Source organism: Streptomyces sp. NPDC032091, assembly GCF_055580265.1.
Genome location: NZ_JBVILR010000004.1, coordinates 229,232 through 254,239, shown reverse-complemented (window position 1 = coordinate 254,239; position 25,008 = coordinate 229,232). Strand labels below are relative to the sequence as shown.

Annotated in this window: 18 protein-coding genes; 8 read left to right on the top strand and 10 right to left on the bottom strand. The window is 76.1% G+C overall.

Annotated elements, in window-relative coordinates; all coding sequences use genetic code 11:
* Positions 1–74: 74 nt before the first annotated feature.
* The 6 genes from ACZ5NJ_RS09300 to ACZ5NJ_RS09275 are packed head-to-tail and all read right to left on the bottom strand — an operon-like array spanning position 75 to position 6,641.
* Positions 75–647, bottom strand: coding sequence for a GAF domain-containing protein (locus ACZ5NJ_RS09300; protein ID WP_468764086.1), 573 nt, complete (start codon positions 645–647; stop codon positions 75–77).
* The gene (locus tag ACZ5NJ_RS09295; RefSeq protein ID WP_468764085.1) at positions 644–1,483 is read right to left on the bottom strand and encodes a S8 family peptidase; all 840 of its coding nucleotides are present in this window, start codon (positions 1,481–1,483) and stop codon (positions 644–646) included. Before ACZ5NJ_RS09295 ends, ACZ5NJ_RS09300 begins: the two co-directional genes overlap by 4 nt.
* On the bottom strand, positions 1,480–4,635 hold the full coding sequence (locus tag ACZ5NJ_RS09290; RefSeq protein ID WP_468764084.1) for an adenylate/guanylate cyclase domain-containing protein: 3,156 nt from the start codon (positions 4,633–4,635) through the stop codon (positions 1,480–1,482). Before ACZ5NJ_RS09290 ends, ACZ5NJ_RS09295 begins: the two co-directional genes overlap by 4 nt.
* Before the next feature lie 37 nt (positions 4,636–4,672).
* On the bottom strand, positions 4,673–4,900 hold the full coding sequence (locus tag ACZ5NJ_RS09285) for an aroma-sacti cluster domain-containing protein (RefSeq protein ID WP_468764083.1): 228 nt from the start codon (positions 4,898–4,900) through the stop codon (positions 4,673–4,675).
* A complete protein-coding gene (locus ACZ5NJ_RS09280; RefSeq protein WP_468764082.1) occupies positions 4,897–5,559 on the bottom strand; it encodes an iron-containing redox enzyme family protein in 663 nt (220 codons plus the stop codon). The genes ACZ5NJ_RS09285 and ACZ5NJ_RS09280 overlap by 4 nt, the downstream gene beginning before the upstream one ends.
* Positions 5,556–6,641 (bottom strand): radical SAM protein, encoded by a 1,086-nt coding sequence (locus ACZ5NJ_RS09275; protein ID WP_468764081.1) that lies wholly within the window; start codon positions 6,639–6,641, stop codon positions 5,556–5,558. Before ACZ5NJ_RS09275 ends, ACZ5NJ_RS09280 begins: the two co-directional genes overlap by 4 nt.
* A gap of 296 nt (positions 6,642–6,937) precedes the next feature.
* On the opposite strand from ACZ5NJ_RS09275, the gene ACZ5NJ_RS09270 reads away from it, so the two are divergent.
* The 6 genes from ACZ5NJ_RS09270 (at position 6,938) to ACZ5NJ_RS09245 (ending at position 13,026) form a co-directional block, all read left to right on the top strand.
* Complete coding sequence (locus tag ACZ5NJ_RS09270) at positions 6,938–7,060, top strand: hypothetical protein (RefSeq protein WP_344158603.1); 123 nt, start codon at positions 6,938–6,940, stop codon at positions 7,058–7,060.
* Positions 7,061–7,180: 120 nt separating this feature from the next.
* Positions 7,181–8,383 (top strand): glycosyltransferase, encoded by a 1,203-nt coding sequence (locus tag ACZ5NJ_RS09265; RefSeq protein WP_468764079.1) that lies wholly within the window; start codon positions 7,181–7,183, stop codon positions 8,381–8,383.
* Between the two features lie 62 nt (positions 8,384–8,445).
* The gene (locus ACZ5NJ_RS09260; RefSeq protein WP_468764078.1) at positions 8,446–9,408 is read left to right on the top strand and encodes a DUF6895 family protein; all 963 of its coding nucleotides are present in this window, start codon (positions 8,446–8,448) and stop codon (positions 9,406–9,408) included.
* Positions 9,405–10,673 (top strand): radical SAM protein, encoded by a 1,269-nt coding sequence (locus tag ACZ5NJ_RS09255; RefSeq protein WP_468764077.1) that lies wholly within the window; start codon positions 9,405–9,407, stop codon positions 10,671–10,673. Before ACZ5NJ_RS09260 ends, ACZ5NJ_RS09255 begins: the two co-directional genes overlap by 4 nt.
* Positions 10,674–10,675: 2 nt before the next feature.
* On the top strand, positions 10,676–11,605 hold the full coding sequence (locus ACZ5NJ_RS09250) for a DUF6895 family protein (protein WP_468764076.1): 930 nt from the start codon (positions 10,676–10,678) through the stop codon (positions 11,603–11,605).
* Positions 11,602–13,026 carry an MFS transporter gene (locus ACZ5NJ_RS09245; RefSeq protein ID WP_468764075.1) on the top strand — a complete coding sequence of 475 codons (1,425 nt, stop codon included), beginning with the start codon at positions 11,602–11,604 and terminating at the stop codon, positions 13,024–13,026. The genes ACZ5NJ_RS09250 and ACZ5NJ_RS09245 overlap by 4 nt, the downstream gene beginning before the upstream one ends.
* A gap of 63 nt (positions 13,027–13,089) precedes the next feature.
* Here ACZ5NJ_RS09245 and ACZ5NJ_RS09240 read toward each other — a convergent pair whose 3' ends face one another.
* The 4 genes from ACZ5NJ_RS09240 to ACZ5NJ_RS09225 all read right to left on the bottom strand — a co-directional run bounded on the left by ACZ5NJ_RS09240 (position 13,090) and on the right by ACZ5NJ_RS09225 (position 21,491).
* On the bottom strand, positions 13,090–14,907 hold the full coding sequence (locus tag ACZ5NJ_RS09240) for an AfsR/SARP family transcriptional regulator (RefSeq protein WP_468764074.1): 1,818 nt from the start codon (positions 14,905–14,907) through the stop codon (positions 13,090–13,092).
* Between the two features lie 201 nt (positions 14,908–15,108).
* Positions 15,109–18,075: a helix-turn-helix transcriptional regulator gene (locus tag ACZ5NJ_RS09235; RefSeq protein ID WP_468764072.1), complete on the bottom strand. Its 2,967-nt coding sequence runs from the start codon at positions 18,073–18,075 to the stop codon at positions 15,109–15,111.
* 94 nt (positions 18,076–18,169) lie between these two features.
* Complete coding sequence (locus tag ACZ5NJ_RS09230; protein ID WP_468764071.1) at positions 18,170–18,376, bottom strand: hypothetical protein; 207 nt, start codon at positions 18,374–18,376, stop codon at positions 18,170–18,172.
* 142 nt (positions 18,377–18,518) lie between these two features.
* A complete protein-coding gene (locus ACZ5NJ_RS09225) occupies positions 18,519–21,491 on the bottom strand; it encodes a type 2 lanthipeptide synthetase LanM family protein (RefSeq protein WP_468764070.1) in 2,973 nt (990 codons plus the stop codon).
* A gap of 285 nt (positions 21,492–21,776) precedes the next feature.
* On the opposite strand from ACZ5NJ_RS09225, the gene lanKC reads away from it, so the two are divergent.
* Positions 21,777–24,380 (top strand): class III lanthionine synthetase LanKC, encoded by a 2,604-nt coding sequence (gene lanKC / locus ACZ5NJ_RS09220; protein ID WP_468764069.1) that lies wholly within the window; start codon positions 21,777–21,779, stop codon positions 24,378–24,380.
* A 532-nt stretch (positions 24,381–24,912) separates the two neighbouring features.
* Positions 24,913–25,008, top strand: coding sequence for a K(+)-transporting ATPase subunit F (locus tag ACZ5NJ_RS09215; protein ID WP_468764068.1), 96 nt, complete (start codon positions 24,913–24,915; stop codon positions 25,006–25,008).

Sequence of the window (25,008 nt, the reverse complement as noted above, 5' to 3'; positions counted from 1 at the left end):
CCGGCGGCCGGCCGCGAGCGGCGCCTGACGGCGGAGCGCCCCGGCCGGGCGCCCTCACCCGCGCGCGGTGCCGGTCACTCTCCGAGGAGGGTGCGGGCCTGGGAGAGCAGGTTCAGGAGCTCGGTGCGCGAGGGGGATTCCGGGGTCGGCACGGGTGCGCGGGCGGTCAGGACGTGCAGGGCCACGGCGGCCTGGCGGGCGAAGAGGCCCAGCAGGTCCAGTTCCGGCAGGCCGGAGCGGGACTGCGGGGACGGGTCGAGCACCTCCAGGACGCCGAGGACCCGCTCCCCGCGGACGAGGGGGGCGGCCATCAGCGCGTTCGGGACGTAGCCGGTGGACTTCGCGATGTCCCGGTCGAAGGACGTGCTCTCGTGCAGGTCGTCGACCACCATCGGCTCCCCCGAGGCGGCGACCCAGCCGGCGATCCCCCGGCCCGCCGGGAACCGGCGGCCCACCAGGAAGTCCTGTCCCTGTCCGGAGACGGCCTCGAAGACGAGCTCGTCCGCCGCGGCGTCCAGGAGCAGGATGGAGCTCGCCTGCGCGCCGAAGATGGCGCGTGCGGTGTCCACCACCGAGCGCAGCAGCTCCGCCACGGCCGGATCCGGCCGGGGTGCTGCGGGCACGGCGGGGGCGATCGTCTGGGTCATGGGGCTTCCCTTCCGTGGACACGGACGTTGGCTGCGGACAGGTACAGGGCGTTCTTCAGCTGGAACGGCGTCAGCCGGGGGCTGCTCGACAGGATCCGCGCGCACAGCCCGGCGATGAACGGGGTGGCGTAGCTGTTGCCGGAGCTGCGGATCGAGGTGCCACCGAGCCACGCCACCTGGACCTTCTGGCCCGGGGCGAAGAACTCCACCGGGGGCTCGGGGTTGTAGAGGTGGAGGTCGGGGTCGTCCTCCTGGTGGCTGCCGACCGAGATCACCGAGGAGAACCGCCAGGGGAAGCTCTCCACCCTCGTGTTGTGCGCGGAGGCGACGATCACGGTCTGCTGGAAGTACGCCTCGTCGGCCAGTCGGCGCAGTTCGTCCACGAAGCGCTCGTGGGTGGTGGACAGGCTGAGGTTGATCACGTCGAACCGGCGGCGCACGGCCCACCGGATCCCTTCGAGGAGGACGTCCCCGCTGCCGGAGAACCGGTCGCCGAGCACCCGGACGCTGGACAGCTCGCAGTCCGGTGCGGTGCGGCGGATGATCCCGGCGCAGGCGGTGCCGTGACCGCAGAGGTCGCCTTCGTCCGTCTCCTCGACGTGGATCCCGTCCTCGTCCTTGAAGACCCGCCACGAGCCGTCGACGGGGCCGACCATGGGGTGGTCCCGTTCGACGCCCGAATCGACGACGCAGACGCGAACGCCGCGTCCGGTGCCGCCGGGGAGGCCCTCCTCGGGCAGGTCCGGTGGGCCGTCGGCCTCCACGGGGACGTCCGAGGGGCCCCGCCCCCGCAGGCCCCAGGTGAGTGCGGGCGCCGGCTGCTGCGCGGTGGTCATCGTGGTGTTTCCTTTCCGGCTCCGGTGTCCCGTGCGACGGCGGGCCCGTGCCAGGGCGAGCGGGTGGGGCAGCGGGAGAGCACGGCGTCGGCCTGGCGTACGGCGGGCAGGTGGCCCTTCGCCGCGAAGCGCCGGCGGGCGCGCGTCGCCGCCGCTGCCGCGTCGGCCGGGCGGCCCAGCGCGAGGTCGGTACGGGCGAGGTCGAGGGCGGCGGTGCCCTGGACGACGGGTGAGTCGGTGCGGGCGGCGGTGGCCAGCGCCCGGGCGGCCAGCCGGGTCGCGGCCGCGGCCTGTCCCCGTTCGGCGGCGATCCGGGCGCGCAGTCCGTCGAGGTCCGCGGATTCGGCGCGCGGCCGGGCCGGCTGGGCCCGCTCCCCGTCCAGTTCGGAGAGGGCGTCGTGGGCGGTGCGCCAGTCGCCGAGGTCCAGTCGGATGCGGGCGGCGTCCAGCCGGGCGCCGCGCAGCAGCGCGGTGGCGCCCAGGTCCCGCGCGGCGGCGGCGGCCCGCTCCAGGCTCAGGAGTGCTTCCTCGTGCCGGCCCGTCAGATCGGCCACGGTCGCGGTGAAGATCGGCAGGAAGGCGCCGGCCTCGGCGTAGCCGAGCCGTTGCGCGAGGTGTTCGGCCTCCGCGAGGCAGGCCAGGGCCCCGTCGCGGTCGTCGTGGAGGGCCAACAGCACGGCCAGGGGGCAGTTGAGCGTCAGCCGGACGGCCCGGCGGCCGGCCCCCTGGTCGGCGAGGAGCGCGCGGCAGCGGGCCACCGCGTCCACGACCGGCTGGGGGCCGCGCCAGAGCGAGACCCCCAGCGCGCCGAGGGCCGCGGCCCGCTCCGGCTCGGCGTCGGCGCGTACCGCGTGGTCCAGCGCGCCGGCGAGCAGGTGCTCCGCCTCCCCGTGCAGGCCCTGTTCCTGCGCCCGCTGGGCGAGGCGCAGGCAGGCCCTGGCCTGGCCGAGGTCGTCGCCGGCCGCCGCGAAGACCGGCAGGGTGGCGCCGGCGGCCTCCGCCGGTGACTCGTCCGGTGAACCGTCCGCGCGTGCGGACCGGCCGGCCGAGGCGAGGGCGAGGCGGGCGTGCGCGGTCTCCACCGCGTCCCCGCCGCCGGCCGGGGCCTCGGCCAGTACCCCTTCGAGCAGTGCCCTGCCCTCGGTGCCGCGCCCCAGGTCCAGCAGCGTCTGGCCGAGCCGCCGGCGGGCCGCGGTGCTGCCCGGCTCGCCCGGCGCGTAGCGGGCCGCGGCCCGGGACAGTACGTCGGCCGCCCACACCGGGTCGGCGTGGGCCAGCGCCAGCCGCCCGGCCTCGGCGAGCGCGTCGGCGGCGTCGCGGCGCAGCCCGTCGGTGTGCGCGTCCTGGGCGCCCAGCTCGATCCGGTACCGGTAGGCCTGCTCCAGATGGCCCCCGATCGCCGCGGCGCCCCGTCCGCGCACCGAGTCCAGCCGGGAGGCCCGTTCGTGCCGGTCGGCCCGGTCCTGCTTGGACTGGCTGGCGTAGACGACCTCCTGGACCAGCCCTCCGGCGAAGCGGAACGCCCCGCCGTCCGGCCTGATCAGGCGGTGTCGGACCAGCCGGTGCAGCAGGGTCCGCAGCTCGGGCCCGGTCCAGGCCGGTGCGGGATCCGCGGCGAGCTCGGTCAGTTCGCCGGGGGTGAAGTCGCCGCCCAGGACGGACGCCAGGCCCAGGGCCTGGTGCTCGGGCGGGTCGAGGGCGTCGATCCGGGCGCCGATCAGGGCCTGGAGCGGGAGCGGGACGGTGTCCGCGTCGACGGGGTCGCCGGCGACCAGCAGTTGCTCCAGGTGCAGCGGGTTTCCGCCGACGCGGGCCAGGACGAGGGGGCCGAGCGGCTCGCCGTGGGCCGTGCCGCCGGTCAGCTCGGCCGCGAGGAGCTGGGCCTCGGTGTCGGAGAGTCCGCCGAGCGGCACGGCGTCCAGGGCCAGTTCGGGTCGTGCGTCGAACAGCTGGGGGCGGGTGAGCAGGACGATGAGGACGGGCGCGTCGGTGAGGGCCTTCAGCAGCCGGTCGAGGGCGTCGAAGAGGGGCTGCGCGGCCCAGTGGCAGTCGTCGATCACCAGGACCACGGGGTGCGCCGCGGCGAGCCGCGCCAGGACCTTGGCGAGCGCGGCGCTGGTGTCGGCCGGCGACGGGTGGGGCGTCCCGTTGAGGAGCAGGCCCTGGTGGAGCAGGTCCAGTTCGGGCGACGGCGCGGCCGGTGCGCCGGTCCTCAGCAGGTCGGCGACGGCGTCGGCGAGCGGTCCGAGGCTGGGCTGTTCGCCGCGGTCCCGGCAGCGCCCGACGCCGTGCCGCGGGCCGCGGGGGGTGGCCGCGGCCCGGTGGAGCCACTCGCGCACGAGCCGGGTCTTGCCCTGGCCCGCCTCCCCGCCGACGACCACGCGGTCGGCCCGGCGGGTCAGCAGCACGCGGTCCCACGCCCGGTCGAGGAGGCCGAGTTCGCGGCCGCGGCCGATGAAGGCGAGGTCGAAGCGGCGCAGCGCCTCCGGGCCCTCCTCCTCGTCGAGGCCGAGCAGGCGGTGGGCGGCGACCCGGTCGCTCTTGCCCTTGAGCAGGAGCGGGCCGGTCTGCGTCGTCCGCAGGCCCGGTCCGGCGGCGGCGAGGGTGTCCGGTCCGATGAGGATCTCCCCGGCGGCGGCGTTCTGTTCCAGGCGTGCGGCGACGTTGACGACCTCGCCGGAGACCATCGCCTGCCGCAGGGTCGCCGAACCGGTGACGGCCTGGCCGGTGTTGAGGCCGATGCGCATGTCCAGCCGTACGCCGACGCCCTGCTCCAGCCGGTCGTTGAGCCCGTCGAGGGCCTCGCGCATGGCCAGGGCGGCGGCGACCGCCCGGCGGGCGTCGTCCTCCCGCACGGTCGGCACGCCGAAGACGGCCATCACGGCGTCCCCGATGAACTTCTCGACGGTGCCGCCCTGTTCCTCGATCCGCAGCCGCATCAGGTCGAACCAGCGGAGCGTCACCGAGCGCAGGGTCTCCGCGTCGAGCGCTCCGGAGAGCGCCGTGGAGCCCACCAGGTCGCAGAAGAGGACGGTCACCACCTTGCGGCCGGTCGGCTTGGCCGTGACCGGCCCGGGGGCGCACGGGCTGCCGCAGAAAGGGCAGAACCGGGCGCCGGGCGGCAGTGCGCTCCGGCACGAGGTGCAGGGCATGGGTTCCTCCGGTGGACGGGGCGGCGGGCGGCCGGGGTCAGAAGAGGGCGCCGCCCGCGACGTCGGCGTGGGCCTGCACCTCGGGGGCGGCCGCGTCGAGCCGTCCCCTGATGTCGACGAGCAGGGCCAGTTCCTCCGGGGCCAGGGCGCGCAGGACGGCGTGCTGTTCCTCGCTGAGGGCGTCGAGGTCGAAGCCCGCGGCGGCCAGCGCCTCCAGGGTGGGTTCGGACGGGGTGCCGTCGTGCGGGGCGGGGTCGTCGGTCACGGGTGTCCTCCGGGGTCGGTGGCGAGGGAGAGGAAGAGCCGGGTGAGCAGGCTCGCCGTGTGCAGCGCGCTGACCGAGACGGCGGTCTGCCGGTCCGGGGGCGGCGCGAGCGCGTCGAGCACCCGGTGGAGGTCGTCGAGGTGGCCGCCGTCGAGCGCGGCGTGTTCCCTGAGGGTGCGGAACGCGGCCTCGGGGAACCCCGTGACCTCGGCGAGGCGGGCGGCGAGCCGGGGCCCGGGGGCGTTGCCCTCCAGGACCGCGATGTACCCGAGCAGCGCGACGGGGTGTTCGTGCTCGATCCGGTAGTACTGCGCTCCGGCGAGTTCGACGACGACGGGGTGCGGTACGGCGGCGGGCCCGGCGCCGACGGCGGCGAGGTCCTCCAGCAGCCAGGTGTCGTGGTCGCGCTCCTCCTCGGCGTGGCGGGCGTAGTACGCCGCGAGGGGCCGCGCGGCCGGGTCGTCCAGTTCGGCGCACCGCGCGGCGGCCCGCTCCAGCAGGGGCACCGACGCCCGTACGAGCGGGTACATGGCCGCCAGGTAGCGCGGGTACCGCTCGCGTAGTCCCTCCGGTCTCCAGAGGACCGCGGTCGCCGCCCTCAGGACGGCGGTGGTGGGCGCGAGCTTGGTCCTGAGCGCGAGGGACGCGGTGGCGGTCATGGGCTGCTCTCCCCTGCCGCGGGAAGCGACTCGACCAGGTGCGCGTAGCGGGCGCAGCCCATGCGGGCGACCAGGGCGGCGGGTCCGGCGGCGAGCTGCTGCTGGGCGCTGAGCCGGTCGAGGAGCTCGCCGACCCGGCCGCCGCCGTCGCGGGCGGCGCCCGCGAGGACGTCGGGGCGGTCGGCGAGCGCGTGGCAGCCGCGGCAGTAGCCGGCCGGGGCGGGCGCGGTGCCGTAGCGGTCGTGCAGCCGCAGGGGGCCGACGGAACGCAGCATCCGCAGCACCGGGGAGCCGAGGGAGCGGGCGCGGACGGCCGGCCAGTCGTCGTCGGCGATGTGTCCGAGCCGCAGGTGCTCGGGGACGGGGCGGCGGTCGACCGTCCACTGGTTGCAGCAGGCGGCCACGGTCCCGTCGAAGGCGACGACCGGCCAGGCCGCGAGGGTGCACGGGGTCGCCCGGGAGCCGTCCGGTCCGGGCGGGGTCGCCGGGACGAGGCCCGTGGCGCGGCCGAGCGGCCGGACCTCGTTGACGAGCAGGGGCACCCGGCCGGCGAAGGCGCGGCGGACGTCGGCGACGGCGTCCGCCAGGTACGGGTCGTCCGGGCCGGTGCCGGTGAGGTGGACGCTGGCCGGGATCCCGGCGTCGAGGACGGCCCGCAGGGCGCGCAGCACCTGCGCGCGGGGGACTTCGCGCTCGTGGTGGACGTCCATGCTGGCCGAGAAGTGGTCGAGGGCCGTGATGGCCCGCATGATCCGGTCCGGGACGCGTCCCTCGCGGGCGAAGAACATGCCGCTCAGGAGCGCCACGCGGGAGCCCGCGGCGCGGGCGAGACCGGCCAGGCGGGCGGCCAGTTCCGGCAGCAGCAGCGGTTCGCCGCCGGTGAGCATGACCACGTCGGGGCGGTCCTCGGCGCCGAACGAGCCGATGAAGCGCAGCAGGTGCCGCGGGTCGGGCTGCTCGGTGGCCGCCATGGAGGAGCCGGTGGAGCAGTGTGCACAGCTCATGGGGCAGCGGCGGGTGAGTGCCACCAGCAGGCCGCCACAGGGCACCGGCCGCAGGCCGATGAGCTCCGCGAGCTCCACGTCTGATCCTCCATAGCTCGTACCGCGCACGCGGGTCGCGCGCGGGCATGGCCCGGATCGTGCCCGGGTGCGGCAGGCTTCCGGTTCACCAACGCCTGGGGATCGGTTCATCCGCAGGTCAGCGCGGTCGGGCGGCGGGCCAAGGAGGGGTGTGCGGCGGGGATTTCGGGGCGTTCCGCGTCATTGAGCTGGGCGTATACCGGCGCCGAACCGGTGGCCAGGCGTTCCCGTACCCGGGGTCCGTAACTTTCTTCTCAGACGGCGGAAACGACGCCGGCGAAACGAAGGAGAAGAACATGAGCGAGAACATCAACCCCGAGGCCGAGACCGAGAACGAGGACATCGAGGTCGTCGCCCACAGCGAGGACGGCATCTCCGACGGCGGCGGCTGCGTCATCAACAACTCGCACGAGATGTGACATCGCTTCATCGAGGCTGAGCACCGCGCGGGCCCCCGGCTCTCGGCAGATCCTGCCCGGGGCCGGGGGCCCGCGGCCGGCTCGGTCCCCGGAAACCGCCACCCCGAGGAGCGGCACACCATGAACATCCTTCTCTGCCCGCTCAGTGACGGCGGCTACCTCTACCCGGCGATCGCGGCCGGCCGTGAACTACGGCGCCGGGGCCATCACGTCAGTGTGCTGGGCCGGTCCACCGCAGCGCCCGTCGCCGCCGATGCCGGACTGCCGTTCGCGGCGGCCGAGGACTTCGGCGGCCACCGGGCGTTCTCCGCCACGTGGTGGGGACCGAACGGCGCGGCGCAGCACCAGGCGATCGTCCGCGCGGCCCGGGACACGGGGGCCGACCTGCTGGTCACCTCCGTCCTCTGCAACGGCGCCCTGCTCGCCGCCGAGACGCTGGACATCCCGGTCGTGGTGGTCGGGCTCGCGGCACACCTGTGGGACTACCGGTCGGGCGGCGACGACGAGCCGCACCTGGGCCGGACCCGGCGGAGCCGGACCGAGGGCTGCCTGGGAATCTACACCGAGCTCCGGGAGCAGGCCGGTCTGGCCGGGCGCGCCCCCCGCTGGGGGGACGAACCCCTGCTGGGCGACGCGCTGCTGCTGCGCGGGGACCCGGAACTGGAGTATCCGGGCGCGCGGCTGCCGGAGCGAATCCAGCACGTGGGGCCGCTGTCCTGGGAGCCGACGCCCGACCCCGCGGAGGTCGGGGCGATCGAGGACCACCTGTCGCGGAACGGCAAACCCGTCGTCTACGTCCATCTCGGCCGCTTCTTCGAGGGCAAGACCCTGTGGCCGCGGCTGAACGAGGCCTTCACCGGCGGCCCCTTCCAGGCCGTGGTCGAGCAGGGCCGGTCCACCGACCCGCAGCCCGCCCCGGGTGCCGACGTCCTGCTGGTCCGCAAGCGCTGGATGGGACCGCTCGTGGACCGCGCCGGCCTCGTGCTGAGCAGCGGCACCTCCGCTCCCGTGCTGGCCGCGCTGCTGCGCGGGCGGCCCCTCGCGCTGTCGCCCAACGGCTCGGAGCAGCCCCTGCTCACCGCCGCCTGCCTGCGGGCCGGCGTGGCCGTGCACTTCCCGAAGAGCCCCGCCGGACAGGCTTCGGCGCTGCTGGAGTCCGCGTGGCGGGACGACGGCCTGCGGGCCCGCGCCCACGTCCTCGGCGGCAGGCTGGCCGCGATGGACGGCGCGGCCCGCGCGGCCGACGCCGTCGAGCGGGTGGCCGGGGCGACCACCGCTCCCCCGGCCCGCGTCACCGCCGCCTCCGTCGCCTCCGCCGCCTAGGCCGTCCCGGCCGGGTGCGCTCCGGCCCGCCGCCGAGGCCTCCGCTTCGTCAAAGGAGAACCATGAGTACCCGATCAACAAGCCTGGACGAGGCCGTGACCAGCCTGGCGGCGAACTCGCGGCAGTGGGTCCGGCTCCACGCGGCCTACCTCGACTCCCCCGCCGCACACGCCGAGATACCGGAGGTCCCCCGCGCGAAGGCCCTCCTACAGCTCGCGCTGTTGCGCCGGTACTGGGAGAAGTGCGCCCCCGCGGACCCCGCCCTGGCCGAAGTGAGCCGGGTGGTCGAAGTGACCTGGCAGCGCCCCGACTTCACCCGGCTCCTCGCCCTCGACGGAGGGCGCGCGGGCCAGTTCGCGCTCATGTACGCGGCGCTGGCGCCGGGCGGGCCGGCCACCGGTGCGCCCCGTGCCCTGCTGGACCGGCTGGCGGCCGACCGCTACCTGGAGCCGGGCCGGAAACCGCCGTTCGTCCACCTGGAAGCCCGGTACTACTCCGATCTCGCGGCCGCCGAGCACGAGTTCGCCCCGTACGAGGAGCTGTACGAGGCGAGTCCGCTCCCCCTCGCCGGCCCGCTGCCCGTCGCCGACCTGGACGCCTGCAAGGTCGCGCACACCCTCTTCTACCTGAGCGACTTCGGCCTGCGCGAACTCCCGCTCCCCGTACAGGAGCGGGAGCGGGCGCTGCGCGTGGTGGAACGTCTGACGGACCACTGCGTGGGGCTCGGCGACTGGGACGTCGTGCCCAAGCTGATGCTCGCCCAGTACTGCCTGGGCGCGGATCCGCTGCGCACCCCCTCCGGGGCGGCCGGCCTGCGGATGCTCGCCGCGGCCCAGGCCCCCGACGGTGCGATCCCCGGACGCTCCGCCGGCGAGCGGGTCCCGGCGGACGCCACGCCCGTCGAATACTTCCGCAAGTCCTACAAAGTGACCCTGGTCGTGGCGCTGATGACGCTGGTCGTCACCGGCGGCCGGACCAAAGAACCCGCCCTGACGGCGGCAACGGCCCTCAGGGAGGCCCTGTGAGCATCGACCAGGCAGTGAGCATCGGCCTCCCCGTGAGGCTCGGAGCGGCCGCGGACCCGGCAGCGGCGGACACGGCCGCCCGGAACCCCGCGCCCCTCCCCGACGGCGCCCGCCTCCTGAAGGGCGAACGGAACTGGTGGTTCCTGGGCCCCGGCGGGGTCGCCCGCCTCCGCGACCGGCACGTCACCGCCGACGGGGGCCTGCGCCCCGAGGCGCAGCGGCGGCTGCACGAGACCGGCATGCTGACCGCCGGCCGGGTCAACGCGTACGCGCTGACCGTCCTGACCAGCACCCACTGCAACCTGGGCTGCGGGTACTGCTTCCAGAACACCGCCCAGGACGAAGGGGGCGGCAGCCGGCCGCCCCGCATCGGCCGCAGCCGCCTCACCTCGGAGACCATCACCGACATCCTCGGCTTCACCGAGCGGCAGATGGCCGCCGTCGGCCTGGAGAAGCTGAAGATCCTGCTCTTCGGCGGCGAGCCCCTGCTCAACCCCCGCGGCTGCCTGGAACTGCTGGAGCGGGCCGCGGAGATCGCGCCGACCTCGGCCTGGATGATCTCCAACGCCACGCTGCTCACGCCGTCCCTCGCCCGCAAGCTCACCGACCGCGGACTGACCTCCGTCCAGGTCACCTTCGACGGCGACCGCGACGACCACGACCGGATCCGGGTCGGGCGGGCGGACGGCGGCGCCACCTTCGACAAGATCGTCGGCAATATCGCCAGGGCCTCCGAGGCCACGCCGCTCCAGTGGATGCTGCGGGTGAACGTCTCCCAGGAGACCTTCCACGGCGTGGACGCCCTGATCGACCGGCTCGCCGCCGCGCTCGACCCCGCCCGGTGCACGCTGTACTTCGCCCGGATCGGCGACGTGGGCGTCGGCTACAGCAACAGCCTGCTGCACACCGGGGAACTCCCGGCCGCCTTCACCCGGTGGCAGCGCCGGGCGCTCGACCTCGGCTTCGTCGTGGGCCGCCCCGGCGCCCGCCAGACGTGCGTCACCTGCGGTCACACCGACGGCCGCTACGGTGCGGTGGTCAGCGCGGACGGCACCCTGGCCAGCTGCTGGGAGACGGCGGGCAAGCCCGACTGGGAGGTCGGCACGGTCACCGACGGCTACCGGCCGGGCGAGGAGACCCGCGACCGGTGGATCGCCTGCCAGGACCTGTACCGCTACGACGAGGACGCGCGGACGCTCGCGCGGTTCCGCGACTCCGTCGACACGGCCCTGCTCGACTACCTGCAAGAGACGGGGCGCCTGTAGTCATGTCCGCACCCCTGGAGCGGCTCGCCGCCGGCGCGCTCGGCTGGCTGGGCGGGAACCTGGACCACTTCGACCCCTTCTCCGCGAGCGCCCCGCCGACGGCCCTCGCCAAGGCGAAGGCGGCGCTGGAACTGGCGCTGCTCTGCCACTGCGCGTCCCGCCTGCCCGACCCGCCGGAGGCACTGGACGGGGCGGGGGCCCTGGTCCGCAAGCTCTGGCAGGACCCGGACCTCCCGGGGCTGTTCGCCGAGGTCCCGACGTACGCGTCCACCTACGGGCTGATCTACGCCGCGCTGGCCCCCGACGCGATCGACACCGGCCCGGTCCGGGCGACGCTCGCGGAACTCGACCCCGGGTTCCTCTCACCGCGGGGGAAGTCCGCCTACCAGCGCATCGAGATCCGGCACTACGCCGACAAGGCCGGTGTCCGGCACTCCGTCGAGCCGTACGCCGAACTCCTCCCGCTCAGCCCGCTCGTGGCGTACCGCGCGGCCGGGCCGGGGGACGCGGCGTCACCGGACGGGGCGCCGCTCACCGAGCCGCAGGCGTACGCCCTGACGCACACCGCCTTCTACCTCGGCGACTTCGGCCGCACCGCCCCCGGGCTGGACGGGGACGCCCTGGCGCACGCCCGCGACCTCGTCGACCGGCTGCTGGTCCACTGCGTCGGGCACGACCGGTGGGACCTGGCGGCGGAGCTGGTCCTCACGCAGTACATCCTGGGGAGCGATCCGCTGGACACGCCCACGGGAGCCGCGGCCGTGGAATGCCTGATACGGGCCCAGCGGCCCGACGGGGCGGTCCCGGGGCGGTCGGCGGCGCTCGCGGCGCACCCGTCGGCCCCGGCCGCGGAGTCCTTCGCGAAGGCGTACCACACGACCCTGGTCACCGCCCTCATGGCCCTGGTCGTCTCCGCGCCGAGGCCGTCATGAGGCCGCGGCTGACGCTGATCAACCGCGACTACACCCGGCTCTGGTTCGGGCAGGCCGTCTCGTCCGTCGGGGACGCCGTCTTCAATACGACGCTCGTGCTGTGGGTGGCCACGGTGCTGGCGAAGGACGAGTCGTGGGCGCCGTTGGCGGTCAGCGGCATCGTGATGGCCTCGGGCGTCTCCGTGCTGGCCATCGGCCCGCTCGCGGGCGTGTTCGTCGACCGCTGGGACAAACGGGCGACGATGCTGCGCTCCGAGGTGCTGCGCGGCGCCCTGGTGGCCGTGCTGACGGCCCTCACCCTGTTGCCGGCCGGCACCCTCCCGACCGGTGTCTGGCTCGCCCTGATCTACGCGACCGTGCTCGTGCTCAACGCGGCCGGCCAGTTCTTCTCCCCGGCGCGCTTCGCGGTCCTCGCGGACCTGGTGACCGGGGACGCCGACCGGGCCCGGGCGGCCGGCATCGGGCAGGCGACCGGTGAGACGGCCTGGATCATCGGCCCGCCCCTCGCCGCGCCGCTGTTGTTCACCGCCGGACTCCAGTGGGCCCTGCTCCTCAACGGCCTGTCCTACGCGGTGTCCTACGCCGCGATCCGCTCCGTGCGCGTACCCCGGCCCGGACCGGTCTCCGCCGGTGCGGGCGGTACGGGCGGTGCGGGCGGTGCGCGCAAGCCCGCCGCCCGTCAACGGGGCGGGTGGCGCCGTGAGTTCGGCGATGGGCTGCGGTTCTTCGCGGGCAGCAGGTTCCTGGTGGCGCTGCTCCTGCTCACCGTCATCGGGCAGTTCGGGATGGGGGCGCTGGGCACCCTCAACGTCTTCTTCGCCACCGACAACCTCCACGCGGACGCCCACCTCTACGGCTACCTCGGCATGGCGATGGGCGCGGGCGGCATCACGGGGGCGCTGAGCGGGGGCCGGGTGGTGCAGTGGCTCGGGGCGCGCAGGACCACCTGGATCAGCCTGCTGGTGAGCGGTGTGCTGCTGATCGCCTACTCCCGGCAGACCGGCTTCCCGGGCGGGGTCGCCCTGCTCTTCGTGTTCACCGTCCCCCTCACCCTGCTGAACACCGCGATGGCACCGCTGCTGCTCGCGGCGGCGCCCCCGGAGTACCGGGGCCGGGTGGTGGCCGTGTTCTACCCGGTGACGCGGCTGGCGTCGATCCTCTCCGCCGCCCTGGCCGGCTGGCTCGCCGGATCCGCGCTGCGGGGCGCCGAGGGGTCGCTCGGCGGGCTGCGGTTCGGTCCCGTCGACACGGTCATCGCCTCGGCGGGGCTGGTCATCCTCCTCGCGGGCGTCTTCGCGTGGGCCGCCCTGCCCGGCACGGAAGGCGCCGCGAAGGCCGCCGGACGGACGGAGCCGGCACCGAAGCGAAGGGCGGCCGCCGAGGTCGTCGCGCACCACGACGACGGGGAGCCCCCCGCCTGAGCCGCCGGACCGGCCTCGGCCGCCCGCGTGGGGGGGGCGCCCGAGGCCGGTCGGGCGCACCGGTCAGCCCGGGGTCAGGACGGGCGCGCCGAGCCCGGAGCCGCGCGCGTACAGCCGTATCAGGTGCGGCAGTTCGTACTGCGCCGCGTGCGCGGTGACCTCGCCGCAGGGCGAGGTCACCACTCCGGCGTCGATGAGCGCCTCCACCACCCGTACGGCGTGCCGTTCGTCGCAGCCGAGGGCCTCGGCCGCCTCGGTCAGGCCGAAGGGGCCCTCCCCGGTGCCCGCGGCCAGTCGTCCCGCGTCCCGGCCCCACTCCTGGGGCAGCGCGTCCCAGCCGTTCGCCAGCCACCGCCGGACGGACACGTCCCCCGAGGTCAGTTCGTCCAGCGCCCCCGCGGGGTCGGTCAGCCGGTCGGCGAACTCCCGCAGCGGCAGGTGGCGCAGGACCGCGAGCCGCATCCCGCTCACCCGGACCGCCAGCGGCGAACCGCCGCAGGCGCGCACGATGCGCAGGGCGGATTCCCGGTCGGCCCGCACCCGCCCCTGGCCGACGAGCCCCGCGAGCAGCTGGAGCGACTCGGCGGTGCCGAGCGGCGGGACGGAGAGCCGGTGCACGGGGGCCAGGCCGCCCAGCTGGCCGCGGGCGGTCAGCAGCACCCTGCCGCGCCCGCCGTACGGGAGCAGCGGCCGGACCGCGCTCTCGTCGGGGACGTCGTCCAGGACCACCAGCACGCGGTGCTCCGCCAGCCACTCCCGCCACGCCTCGGGCCCGGACGGCCCTCGGCGGCCGGTCCGTTCGCCGAGCTCCGCGAGCACCGCCGGCAGCGGGCGGGGCAGGCCGTCCGCGTCGCGCAGCGAGACGCAGACCCGCCCGTCGGGGAACCGGTCGCCGAGCAGGTGGGCGGCCCGTACGGCGAGGGTGGTCTTCCCCGACCCGGCGGGGCCCGACAGCAGGACGACGCGGCCGGCGCCGTCGTCCTCCAGGAGGTCGACGAGGTGGCGCAGCTCCTCGCCGTGTCCGGTGAAGTCGACGAGGTCGGGCGGCAGCACGGCCGGCGGCCGGGCAGCGGGCCGGGAGGCGGCGGCGCCCGCCCCGGGCCGGCCGTCGCCCGCGAGGATCGCGCGGTAGCGGGCCGCCATGGCGCCGCCCGGCTCCAGACCCAGTTCCCGGGCGAGGAGCTGGCGGTAGTCGTCGTACGCCGCGAGCGCCTCGGCCCGCCGGCCGGCCCGGCTCAGCGCGCACATCCAGGCGGACCGGAGCCGCTCCCGCAGCGGGTGGAGCTCCACCAGGTCGCGCAGCCCCTCGGCCACCGCCGGCGCGCCGCCGAGCTCCAGCTCCGCCTCCGCCCAGCTCTCACAGGCGGTCAGCCGGCGCAGCTCCAGCCGCTCCGCCTCCTCGGCCAGCCGGGGCGACTGCCGCAGGTCGTCGCCCAGCGGCGGCCCCTGCCACAGGTCGAGGGCCTGGCGCAGCAACCGCGCGGCCTGGCGGGGCGCCTGCGCCTCGGCGTCCCGCACCAGGGAGCGGAACCGCAGGAGGTCGAGTTCGTCCTCCGCCACGCGCAGCACGTATCCGCCGCACGTGTGGGTGAGCCGCGGCCGGTCCGGGTCGTCGTCGCCGAGCAGCGTGCGCAGGGCGCTCACGTACACCTGGAGGTTCTTGCGGGCGGTGCGCGGCGGGTCCTCCTGCCAGACCGCGTCGGTCAGCGCGTCGACGGACACCGGACTGTTGGCGGAGCCCAGCAGGGCCGCCAGCACGACCCGCTGCTTCAGTGGGCCGAGGGGCAGCGCCCGGCCGTCCCGGTGGACGGTGAGCGGGCCGAGGACGGAGAACCTGAGCGCGGCGGATGACGCTGCGGGCTGCGCGGACGGACGCGGCATCGGGCGGACCTCCGGGGTGGGGCGGGTGTGGGTCGGTCCCCTCGATGATCCGCGCCCCCGTGCCCCTCCCACATCGGTGCCGGACCCGCACAGTCGCCCCGCCGCTGAGCGCGTCATGGGGGAACGGGCCCCCACATGGGGGCCGGGACCCCCACATTGGCGGGGGGCGCCCCCCATGACCGGTGCGTGTGCGGCCCCCGGCTAGGGGGTGTCCGCGCACTCCGTCGACAGGGCGCACAGGGCCGCGCGGTCCGCGGCGCCCGTCTTGACCATGAGGCTCGCCATGTGCTTCTCCACCGTGCGGGGCGAGATGGACAGGCGCTGGGCGATCTGCTGGTTGCCCGGCCGCTCCGCGAGCAGCACGAACACCTCGTACTCGCGCGGTGTGACGCCCGCGGCGCGCAGGGCCGCGGGGATCCGCTCCCGGCCGCCGCGGCGCTGGCGGACGCTGGCTCCGGCCTGCCGCAGGACGGCCCGGCAGGCCCCGGCCACCGCCGGTACGCCCGCCTCGTGGAAGTACTCCTCGGCGGTCCGCAGCCAGGCGACCGGCTCACCCCAGGCATCGGCGAGGGCCGCCTCGGCGGTCAGCCGCAGGGCGAGGTGCCAGCCCTGCGGGAACACCGCCGCCGCCCGGCCGGCCCGCTCCACGGCGCGCTCCGCGCCCTGCGGGTCGCCGTCCCGGCCGCGCAGCACCGCCTCCGCCATGCCGAGGAACATCCGGTTCCAGGCCAGCTGACCGCCGGGCGAGGCCAGTGCCTCCCGGTACGCCTCCGGGCCGCCGTCCTCGCCGTCGAGGATCCGCAGCAGGGGGCCGAGCCCGTACCGGCCGCTGAGGTAGAAGAAGCTCGGGTGCTCCCGCTCCCAGGCCAGTGCCGCGTCGAGCTCGGCCTTCGCCCGGTGGCGGTCCTCCCCCATCAGCGCGCCCACGGCCTGGCACAGTCCGCGCTGGAGGGGCACGAGCATGGACTCCTCGCCGCCCGCACGGCGGAACCGGAGCAGGGCCCGTTCCTGTTCGCGGGCCCGCCCCTGGTGGGCGGCGAGCGTGGCGTCGACGAGGAGCAGGTAGCGGTGCGTCGACAGGTTCTGCAGGCGGGCGCTGGCCTCCACCGACCGCTCGACGATCCCCCGGGCCCGGTCCCACCGTCCGCCCAGCACGCTCTGCATGGCGAGGAAACCGTCGACGGCCTGGAGCAGGGCCAGCGAGCCGAGTTCGTGGGCCGCCGTGCGGGCGGTCTCCAGACCGGTCGCCTCACCGGTCCGCATGAACGCGTTGGTGCCGAGGCGCACCAGGGCCTCGGCCCGGTACACCGCGAGCCGGTGCTGTTCGGCGACCGCCAGCATCCGTTCCAGGCAGGCGTCGGCCTCGTCGAACCCGCGCTCCCGCGACAGCATGGCCAGCAGCTGCCAGGCCTGGCAGGCCACCACGGGCCGGCCGCGCTGCTCGGCGGTGAGCGCGGCGGAGCGGGCGGAACGTTCCGCCTCCTCCAGCAGCCCGGGGCCGTCCTCGCCGCCCCGGCCCGACGGGCCCTGCCCGCCGCCCCGGCCGTCCCGCTCCGGCAGCAGCGCGAGATGGCCCTCGACCACCGCGAGCGCCGCCTCCTGCTCCGGGCGCGGCGCGGCCCCGAGCAGGGCGCGGGCCGCCCGGATCCGGCGGCGCGCCTCCTCCTGCTGCTCCGCCATGGTCGCGACCCACGCGACCTGTGTGTGCGCCTGGGCCCGTTCCTCCGCGGCACGCGATCCGGCGGGGGTCGGCGGGAGGTCGTCTAGCAGCGCGGATGCCTCGTCGAGCCGCCCGGACTCGGCCTGGGCGATCGCCAGCTGGACCGTGACCTCGTCCCGTTCCTCGTCGGCCGCGAGCCCCCGGGCGCGCTCCAGCAGCACCGCGGCCGAACCCGACGCGCCGGCGTCCAGCATCTGCCGCCCGACCTGGGCGAACTGCCGGGACGCGGCCACCTTGTCGCCTGCCGCCAGCCGCAGGGTGGCCAGCAACTGGCGCTTTTCGCTGGTGAGTTCGCAGGCGGACTGCTCGATGGCCGAGGCGGCGCGCAGAGCCAGCGCGGCCTGTTCGGCGGGCGGCAGCGAGGCCCTGAGGGCGTCGGCCGTCAGGGCGTGACGGAAGGTGTAGTGGTCGTGGGCCGCCCCGTCCGGGGCGATGATCCCCACCTCGGAGGCCGACCGCAGGTGGGCGAACAGCGCCCGGTCGTCGAGTCCGGTCACCGCCCTGAGCGCCCCGACGGAGAACCGGCCGCCGAGCGTCGCCGCGACGAGCAGCAGTTCGCGCACCGGTTCGTCGAGCCGGTCCAGCCGGCGCGCCCAGCTGCGGACCGCGCCCGCCGGTACAGGCGCCCCGTCCTGCTCCGCGAGCCGCCACCCGTCTCCGGCCCTGCTCAGCCGTCCGGTGTCCAGCAGGTCGGCCAGGAGCACCTCCACGAGGTACGGGTTCCCGCCGGCCCACTGCGCGAGGTGCCGGTGCGCGGCCGGGGGCACCTCACCCGGTCCGACGTCCAGGCACGCCGCCGCCATGTCCTGGACGGCGGCCTCGCCCAGCGGCCCCAGCTCCCGCAGCGCGGCGGTGTTGCGCAGTTCGGCGGCGAGCGCGAGGTCCAGCGCCGGGCCGGGGTCGGGCCGGAGGGTGCCGACCAGGAGGACCGGGAGCTGCGCGACGTTGTCCACGATGTACTCGACGACGGCGATCGTCTCGGTGTCGGAGTCGTGCAGGTCCTCCAGCAGGATGACGCAGCCGTGTTCACGGCCGAGCACCGCCAGCAGCCGGAGCAGCGCTTCGGCGAGCTCGACCAGGGAGATGACGTACCCGGGCGCCACGGCGTCGGTCCGCCATTCCGGCACGAGTCCGGCCAACGCGGGACGGTAGGGCTGGAGTTCGGGGTCGTCGGGGGCGCCCGCCGCGCGGAACCGCGAGGACAGCGCCTCGACCAGGGGCCGGAAGGGCACGACGAGCCCGGTGGACGTGGCGCGGCCGCGCAGCACCGGCATGCCCCGGCCGTACGCGCGGAGGGCGGACTCGCCGGCCAGCCGGGACTTGCCGATCCCCGCCTCGCCGAGGAGGAACACCGCCCGTCCGGCACCCGTCCCGGCGCTCTCCAGGGCCTCGTCCAGCAGCCGGATCTCGGAGTCCCGCCCCACGGTGACCGACGACGTCGCACGCATGGGCGAAGGCTACTTGATCATGTTCGGGCACGGCAAAGGCCGGGGAAACCCCGGCCGTTGCGCGCTCCGTGGGCGCCTCGCGCCCGTCCTCGGCTCAGAACCAGTGGTGGGAGCCGGTGGTCCAGGGGGTGTCCATGGTGGCGGCGGCGTCGGAGTCCGCCGACCTGAGCAGCCGGCTGCGCAGCCCCAGCGTCCCGCCCGCTCCGAACACCACCTCGCCGACCGGGTGCTCGTGGGCCCGGGTCTCGGCGCCGGCGCCGCCGTCGAGGTACCTCACCGAGTCGTTGATGTGCTTGGTCATCGTCCGTCCTTGATATCCGCAGGAGTGGTGGTCGTGCTGGGCGGTGCGGGTGTTGCAGGTGATGCGGGTGTTGTGGTCGGTGTGGGTGTTGCGGTTTGTGCGGGTGTTGAGGTCGGTGCGGGCGGTGCGGTGTGTCCGGCCGTCAGGCCGGCCGCAGGAGGAGCAGGGACGGCACGTGTTCCGGGAACCCCGCCCTCAGGAGCCCGTGCCCGATGCCCGCCAGGCCGGTCAGCAGCCCGGGATGCGGGACCCCGTCCGGGGCGCCGCTGCGGGCACCTGTCTCCTCGACCGACGCGAGGAGCGCGCCGGCCCGCCGGATCCAGTACGGGCGCGCCTCGGGGACCGCGGCGTGGCCCAGGAGTTCGCACAGGCCGGCCTCGCCGTGGCAGAGGCTGTCGTCGGCCGCCGGCCGGTCCCGGCCCAGCCCTTCGACGGCCTTGCGGGACCAGGCCGCGAGCCATGGATCGTCCAGGGCGCCCGGCGCGTCCAGCACCGCGAGGGCGATGCCGGCGCGCCCCCGGCACCAGGCCGAGGCCCGGGCCCCGTCGGCCGGCCCGTCGGCCGGCTCCGCGCCCACGGCCGCCCGCAGCGCGGACAGGCCCGCCAGCCGGTACGGCTCACCGTCCTCGGGCGCCCCGCCGGCGCCCGCCGAGGCGGCCTCGGCGAACCGCAGGAGGGCCCAGCCGAGCCCGGCGGCCCCCGTGGTGAAGCCCCGGCCGCCGGCCGTGGGGTCCGCCGCGGTCAGCCGGTCCGCGCAGGCCCGGGCGTCCCGCCAGGCCTCCCGGGCCCCGTCGCCGGCGCCGGCGCGGTGGGCGGCCAACAGGGCGACGAGCCCGCCCGCCACACCCGCGCCCACCCCGTACTCCCCCTCGGAGGCGGCCGCCGTGCCCGCCAGCCGCAGCGTGGCAGACGCCCAGGAGCCGATCTCCGGATCGTCCAGCAGCCGTGCCGTCTCGGCGAGCGCGTACGCGATGCCGCCGAGTCCGGAGAAGGCCCCCGAGCCCACCGCGCGGACGTCCTCGGGCCGGGCGCGCAGCGCGTCGAGCAGCCCGGGCACCGGCGCGAGGGCCGTACGGGCCACCTCCGCGTAGTGCCCGGCCCCGGTGAGCGCCGCCAACTGGGCCAGGAACAGGGCCGATCCGGTGTACCCGCCGGCCAGGTCGGCCGGCATGGGGCCGATCCGCCAGTAGCGGTCGTCCAGCAGTTCCAGGCCGATCCAGTTGCTGCGCGGTCCTTCGCGGTACGCGAGGGAGACCAGCCGGTCCCCGACGGACCGGGCCGCCGACAGGAGCCGGTCCGGCTCCGGGGCGCGCTCCGCCGTGGGGGTGCGCCGGTCCTCGACGGGCCGGTGGGCCGGAGCGCGGGAGGCCGTCGCCATGGCGGCCCGCACGATCCACTCCTGGTCCTGGCGGTCGACCGTGTCCAGGGCGGCGAGCCGCGCGGCGACCCGGGCGGTCCCGGAGAGGTCCGCACGGCCGGCCAGGGGCCGCTCCGCCACGCCCCAGAGGCGGTCCCGGCCCGGACGGGCGGTGAACAGGGGTACGTCCCCCGCCCAGAGCTGGGCGATCTCCTCGTCCACCAGGTCGGGTGCGAGGACCTGCCCGAGCACGTCGGTGCGCAGGGTCTCCAGGACCCGCTGCCGCTCGCCCGCGTCCTTGAGCAGATCGGGGTGCGTCGACTCGTCGAGCAGCGTGCTGTACACCCAGGTGGGGCGGATCAGCACCCGCACCTCGTCCTCGGCGAACGCCTCCAACAGGTCCGAGCCGTGCAGCAGTTCGTCCCTGGCCGCGCCGATCGCCGTGTACCCGGCGCGGAATCCGGCGCACAGGGCCTCGATGTGGGCCGCCGGCTCGACGGGTTCGCCCCCCGCGAGACGCGGCCGGTTGGCGGACTCGCGGAACCTGCCCGCCCGGCGCACCAGGCGCATCCGGTCGGTGCCGGCGTCGGCCCAGTCCGCCCGGGGGACGGGCGACACCGCTGCGCGGCCGCCGCCGACCGCGGACACGTCCAGGGCGCTGTCGTCGCCCACCAGCAGCTGGGGCAGCAGCCCGACGCGGTACACCGAGTCGTGGAGTGCGCGGGCGGCGGGGTCCTCCGTGGCGGTGCCCGCGAGCGGCGGGTGGAACAGGGTCTCGACGTCGACCAGCACGGGGTGCGCGCCGGCGGCGATCAGGTTCTCGTGGTGCAGGTCGGTCCCGTCGATCAGGTGCAGCAGGGCCAGCAGCGCGCCCTGGCGGCGGTAGAACGCCTCGACGTCCGCGGCACGGGCGCAGGGGCCCGCGACGACGAACTCCACCCACCCGTAGTCGCCGCGGTCGAGCAGCCGCAGGGTACGCAGGTCCACGGAGTGGGGCAGCCCGTTGAACCAGGTGACGAGGGCGTTGAAGTGGCGGTGCGCGGAGAGCGGCCGCGGCTTGTACACCAGCCGGGTGCCGTCGGCGAAGCGCAGCAGCATCACGCTCCGCCCGCCCCGGTGGCCGTCGCCGGCGCCCGGTTCGAGGCCGACGAGCAGCCCCGGGTCCCCGCCGGAGCCCGCCAGGAGGCCGGCGGTCAGCCGGGCGTGGTCGTCCGCCAGCCGCTCCAGGGCCTCCGCGACGGCGTCCGCCGCGTCGAGCGCCGCCCGCCCCAGGATGCGCGCCAGCACCGGCCGGCCGGCCAGCAGGTCCGTCAGACCGCGCCGGGACGCGGTACGCCCCAGGAAGTCCCGGAAGCGGGCCCGCGTGTCGTCCCCGTCGAGGCGCCCGGCGCTCCGCGCCTCGTACAGCTCCAGCACCAGGGTCCGCGCCGCCGTCCGGGCCAGCCGGGCGCCGAGGTGCCGCTCCAGGTCGTCCCGTACGGCGGCCAGGTCCACGAGCCCGCGCGCCCGCCCGGACAGGCCCCGCTCCAGCCGGTCCCCCGCGCGGACGGTGAAGGGCCGCAGGACCCACTCGAAGCCGCTCAGCCCCGGATGGTCCCCCTCGGGCGCCACGGCCTCCTCGGGGGCGAGGGCCGACGCCTCCTCGGCGAACGCGGCCCAGTCCGGCCGTCCTTCACCGCCGTCGCCGACGAGCCCGGCCTCCCACCACCGTCCGACCGCCGACAGGGGAACCCCTGTCAGCGCCTGCCCAGCCACCATCGCCCCTCCTCGGCCCCGGCCCACCGCTCCGGGCCACGCCCGATCCTGGTACGCGGGGCGCCCCCGCCACATGGGGAAGAGTCCCCCATGTTTTCCACCCGCTCTCCACCGGGCCTCGAGCGGGGTGTGCGGCCGCGTCGATACCGGTCGCATGGCGGCGCCGAACCGTTTCCATACCCGCCGGTCCTAGCGTCCGCAACGACCGCCGGAGCCGCCGTGGCCGCCCACCACCGCCCCGTTCACCGCCCGTTCCACCGTCCCGTTCACCACCCCTGAGGAGATCCCGTGCTCGAAGGCTTCGCCGAAGCGCTCGCGGACCGGGAGTACTACCTGCCGCTGACCAGCGTGGCCGACCCCGGACCGCGCTTCGCCCCCGGCGAGGTGCCGCCCGGCCTGCGCGGCACCGACCAGGGCATCTGGACGGTCTGGGGCGGCCCGCGGACCGGGTTCGCCGACGAGGGCTGGAAGATCCACGTCTCGGCACGGCTGGACCGGGCGCAGCACGTGCTCGACACGGTCGCCGGCATCTGCTTCGCGGAGGGCGTGCCGTTCAAGCACCTGAGCGCCCGGCTGTTCTTCCTGTACCTCCACCACAAGCACGCCGGGCGGGCCCAGTCGGGCAAGTTCTGCGCCGTCTACCCGCCGGACACGGAGACCGCCCGCCGGCTGTTGGAACGCCTGCGCGACGCACTCGACGGGGAGGAGGGGCCGTACGTCCTCACCGACCGGCGCTTCCGCGACTCGCGGACGGTGCACTACCGCTACGGCTCCTTCGGTTCCCGCAGCCGGCTGCGCGCCGACGGCACCCGTGAGGGACTGGTCCGCGACGGCTCCGGGCGCGAAGTCGTCGACCTGCGCCTGCCCGCCTTCCAGCTGCCCGCGGGCATCACGGACCCCTTCGTCGAGCAGGAGGAGCAGCCGCACGCGGGCCCGATCCTGATCCGCGACTACGAGGTGACCCGCGCGGTCCGCCTGAGCAACTCCGGCGGCACCTACCGGGCACAGGACCGGCGGACCGGCCGCACCGTCTTCCTCAAGGAGGCCCGCGCCCACAACGGCCTGGTCTTCGACGGGACCGACGCGCAGCAACGGCTGCGGCACGAGTACCGCGTGCTGCGCGCACTGCACGCGGCCGCCCCCGGCGTGGCGCCGGAACCGCTGGAGCACTTCACGGAGTGGGAGCACGACTTCCTCGTCACCGAGTACGTCGAGGGACAGCCGCTGGTGGGCTGGCTGAGCCGGTCCTCGCCGCTGGCCCGCGCCGACCGTACGCGGGAGTCGGTCGACGCCTACCACGCGGCGTGCCGGCACCTGCTGGACGCGCTGGACGCCTCGCTCGGACGGCTGCACGCCGCCGGCTACCGCTTCGGCGACCTCAGCCTGGGCAACGTCCTGGTCACCCCGTCGGGCGGGGTCCGGCTGGTGGACTTCGAGGCGGCCTCGCACCTGTCGGACGCCCCCTCCGGGATCGGCACCCCGGGGTTCACGCCGCCGCCCGGCCTGCTGCGGGCCGACACCGACCCGCTGCTGCGGGACCGCTACGGCATGTCGGCGCTCGCGCTCTCCTTCCTGGCTCCGTTCAACGAGACCGCCGAGCACGCCCCCGGCAACCTCGGGCTGCTGCGCCGCGACCTGGCGGCGTCCGACGTGGCCCCGCCGCGGGACCTGTGGCAGCGGGCGACCGCCTTCCACCCGGCGCGGGACCGCGCGCGGGACCAGGACGGTCCCGGCCGCCCGCCCTCCCCCGCCGAGCTGGAGGCCGATCCGCGCGGCTGCCTGACCCGGCTGGCCGGGGAGGTGGCCGCGGGGCTGCTGGAGACGGCCGACCCGGACCGGCCGGAGTGGGCCTTCCCGCCCTCCCCCGAGGCGTTCCGGACCAACACCGTGTGCCTGGCCTACGGCACGGCCGGGGTGGTGCTCGCCCTGCACCGCGCCGGGGTGGCGGTGCCGCGGGAGATCCGCGAACGGCTGCGCCGCGACACGCTGGCGCTGCGCGAGGCCCTGCCGCCCGGCCTGCTCGTCGGCTCCGCCGGCGTCGCCGGGGTGCTGGCCCGCCTGGGCCTGCCGGAGGAGGCCGCGGACCTGCTCCGGGACGCCGACCGCCACCCGCTCACCGCCTCCTGCGCCACGCTGGCGGGCGGGCGGGCCGGGGTGGGCCTGGGCTGGCTCGACCTGTACCGGCTGACCGGGGAGAGCGGCCACCTGGAGCGGGCCGCCGCGGCGGGCAGCGGCCTGCTCCGCACCCCCGACCTGCGGGCGGCCCTGGGCGAGCACGACGCCCGCGGCCTGCTCCACGGCCGCTCGGGGCTCGCCCTCTTCCTCCACCGCCTGGCCCGCGACACGGGCGAGGCCCGCTGGCTGGAGGCGGGCCGCCTGCTGCTCCACCAGGAGCTGGACCGCACCTTCGCGCTGGACGACGGCGCCCTGTCGGTCTCCGACGACGCGCGGCTCACCCGCGCCATGCCGTACCTGGCCACGGGCGCGGCCGGGGTCGCCGCGGTGCTCACCCGCTACGCGGCCACCGCGCCGGACGAGCGCTGCGCCGCGGCGCTGCCCCGGCTGGTCGCCGGCATCCGGGTCTCCTGCGCCACGAAGGAGCCGGGCCTGTACCGGGGCCTGGCCGGCCTGTCCTGGTTCCTGACCGGGCACGCCGAGCTCACCGGCACGGACGCCGCCCGCGCGGACGCCGTGCGCGCCGCGACCGGCCTGCTGAAGTACGCCGTCCCGCACCGGCGCGGGGTCCGCTTCCTCGGAGCGGGTTCGCACCGGTTCACCGCCGACCTGTCCAGTGGCGGGGCCGGTGTCCTGCTGGCCCTGCACCGCCTGCTGGCCGGCCCGCTCCTGGCGGAGCCCCACCCCGCGCGTCCGAGCGTCCCGGCGGCCTGCTGACGGCCGCCGGGCGGACGCCCCGAGAACGCCTGGGCACGGCGGCGGACAGCCCCCGTGCCGAGGTTCGCAGTGACCGACCGACACCCTCCCGAGAAGAAGACGGAGACCACCCATGAGCCAGATCCTCGCGCTCCAGGCCCTGGACACCGAGCCGGAGTCCATTTCCTTCCCCTGCTTCAGCGTCTCCTGGAGCATCAGCGACATCTTCCCCGAGCCGATGTAACGAGCGGCTCCCCGGAAGGGCCGGGACCGGTGGTCATGCCACCGGTCCCGGCCCTCCGTGCTTTCCGGCGTCGGCGGGCCCGGCGGTGCGACGGGATGCGTATGGGACGCGTCAAAGGCGCCGCCGCACCCGTAGGGAGCCCGTCAAGGCCGCTCGCAAGGGGCGATGCGCACGCTTTGCTCGATCCACTCCGGCCGATTCCGTCTCGTCACTTCATCAGGAGCCCACGATGGCCGATCTGGCCTTCGTCGTCACCACGCTCGCGGTCTTCGCGCTGGTGGCCCTCGTCGCCAAGGGGGTGACCAAGCTGTGAGCGCCGAAAGCATCGTCGGCCTGCTCGTGGCCGTCTCCCTGCTCGGATACCTCGTCCTCGCCCTCGCCCTCGTGTACCCGGAGAGGTTCTGA

What these genes read in the sequence shown, in the direction of transcription:
- ACZ5NJ_RS09280 (WP_468764082.1), bottom strand. Translation starts at nt 5,559, where the DNA reads ATGACCGCCACCGCGTCCCTCGCGCTCAGGACCAAGCTCGCGCCCACC.
- ACZ5NJ_RS09230 (WP_468764071.1), bottom strand. Translation starts at nt 18,376, where the DNA reads ATGACCAAGCACATCAACGACTCGGTGAGGTACCTCGACGGCGGCGCC.
- ACZ5NJ_RS09225 (WP_468764070.1), bottom strand. Translation starts at nt 21,491, where the DNA reads ATGGTGGCTGGGCAGGCGCTGACAGGGGTTCCCCTGTCGGCGGTCGGA.
- ACZ5NJ_RS09235 (WP_468764072.1), bottom strand. Translation starts at nt 18,075, where the DNA reads ATGCGTGCGACGTCGTCGGTCACCGTGGGGCGGGACTCCGAGATCCGG.
- ACZ5NJ_RS09240 (WP_468764074.1), bottom strand. Translation starts at nt 14,907, where the DNA reads ATGCCGCGTCCGTCCGCGCAGCCCGCAGCGTCATCCGCCGCGCTCAGG.
- ACZ5NJ_RS09245 (WP_468764075.1), top strand. Translation starts at nt 11,602, where the DNA reads ATGAGGCCGCGGCTGACGCTGATCAACCGCGACTACACCCGGCTCTGG.
- ACZ5NJ_RS09260 (WP_468764078.1), top strand. Translation starts at nt 8,446, where the DNA reads ATGAGTACCCGATCAACAAGCCTGGACGAGGCCGTGACCAGCCTGGCG.
- ACZ5NJ_RS09250 (WP_468764076.1), top strand. Translation starts at nt 10,676, where the DNA reads ATGTCCGCACCCCTGGAGCGGCTCGCCGCCGGCGCGCTCGGCTGGCTG.
- ACZ5NJ_RS09265 (WP_468764079.1), top strand. Translation starts at nt 7,181, where the DNA reads ATGAACATCCTTCTCTGCCCGCTCAGTGACGGCGGCTACCTCTACCCG.
- ACZ5NJ_RS09290 (WP_468764084.1), bottom strand. Translation starts at nt 4,635, where the DNA reads ATGCCCTGCACCTCGTGCCGGAGCGCACTGCCGCCCGGCGCCCGGTTC.
- ACZ5NJ_RS09270 (WP_344158603.1), top strand. Translation starts at nt 6,938, where the DNA reads ATGAGCGAGAACATCAACCCCGAGGCCGAGACCGAGAACGAGGACATC.
- ACZ5NJ_RS09300 (WP_468764086.1), bottom strand. Translation starts at nt 647, where the DNA reads ATGACCCAGACGATCGCCCCCGCCGTGCCCGCAGCACCCCGGCCGGAT.
- ACZ5NJ_RS09295 (WP_468764085.1), bottom strand. Translation starts at nt 1,483, where the DNA reads ATGACCACCGCGCAGCAGCCGGCGCCCGCACTCACCTGGGGCCTGCGG.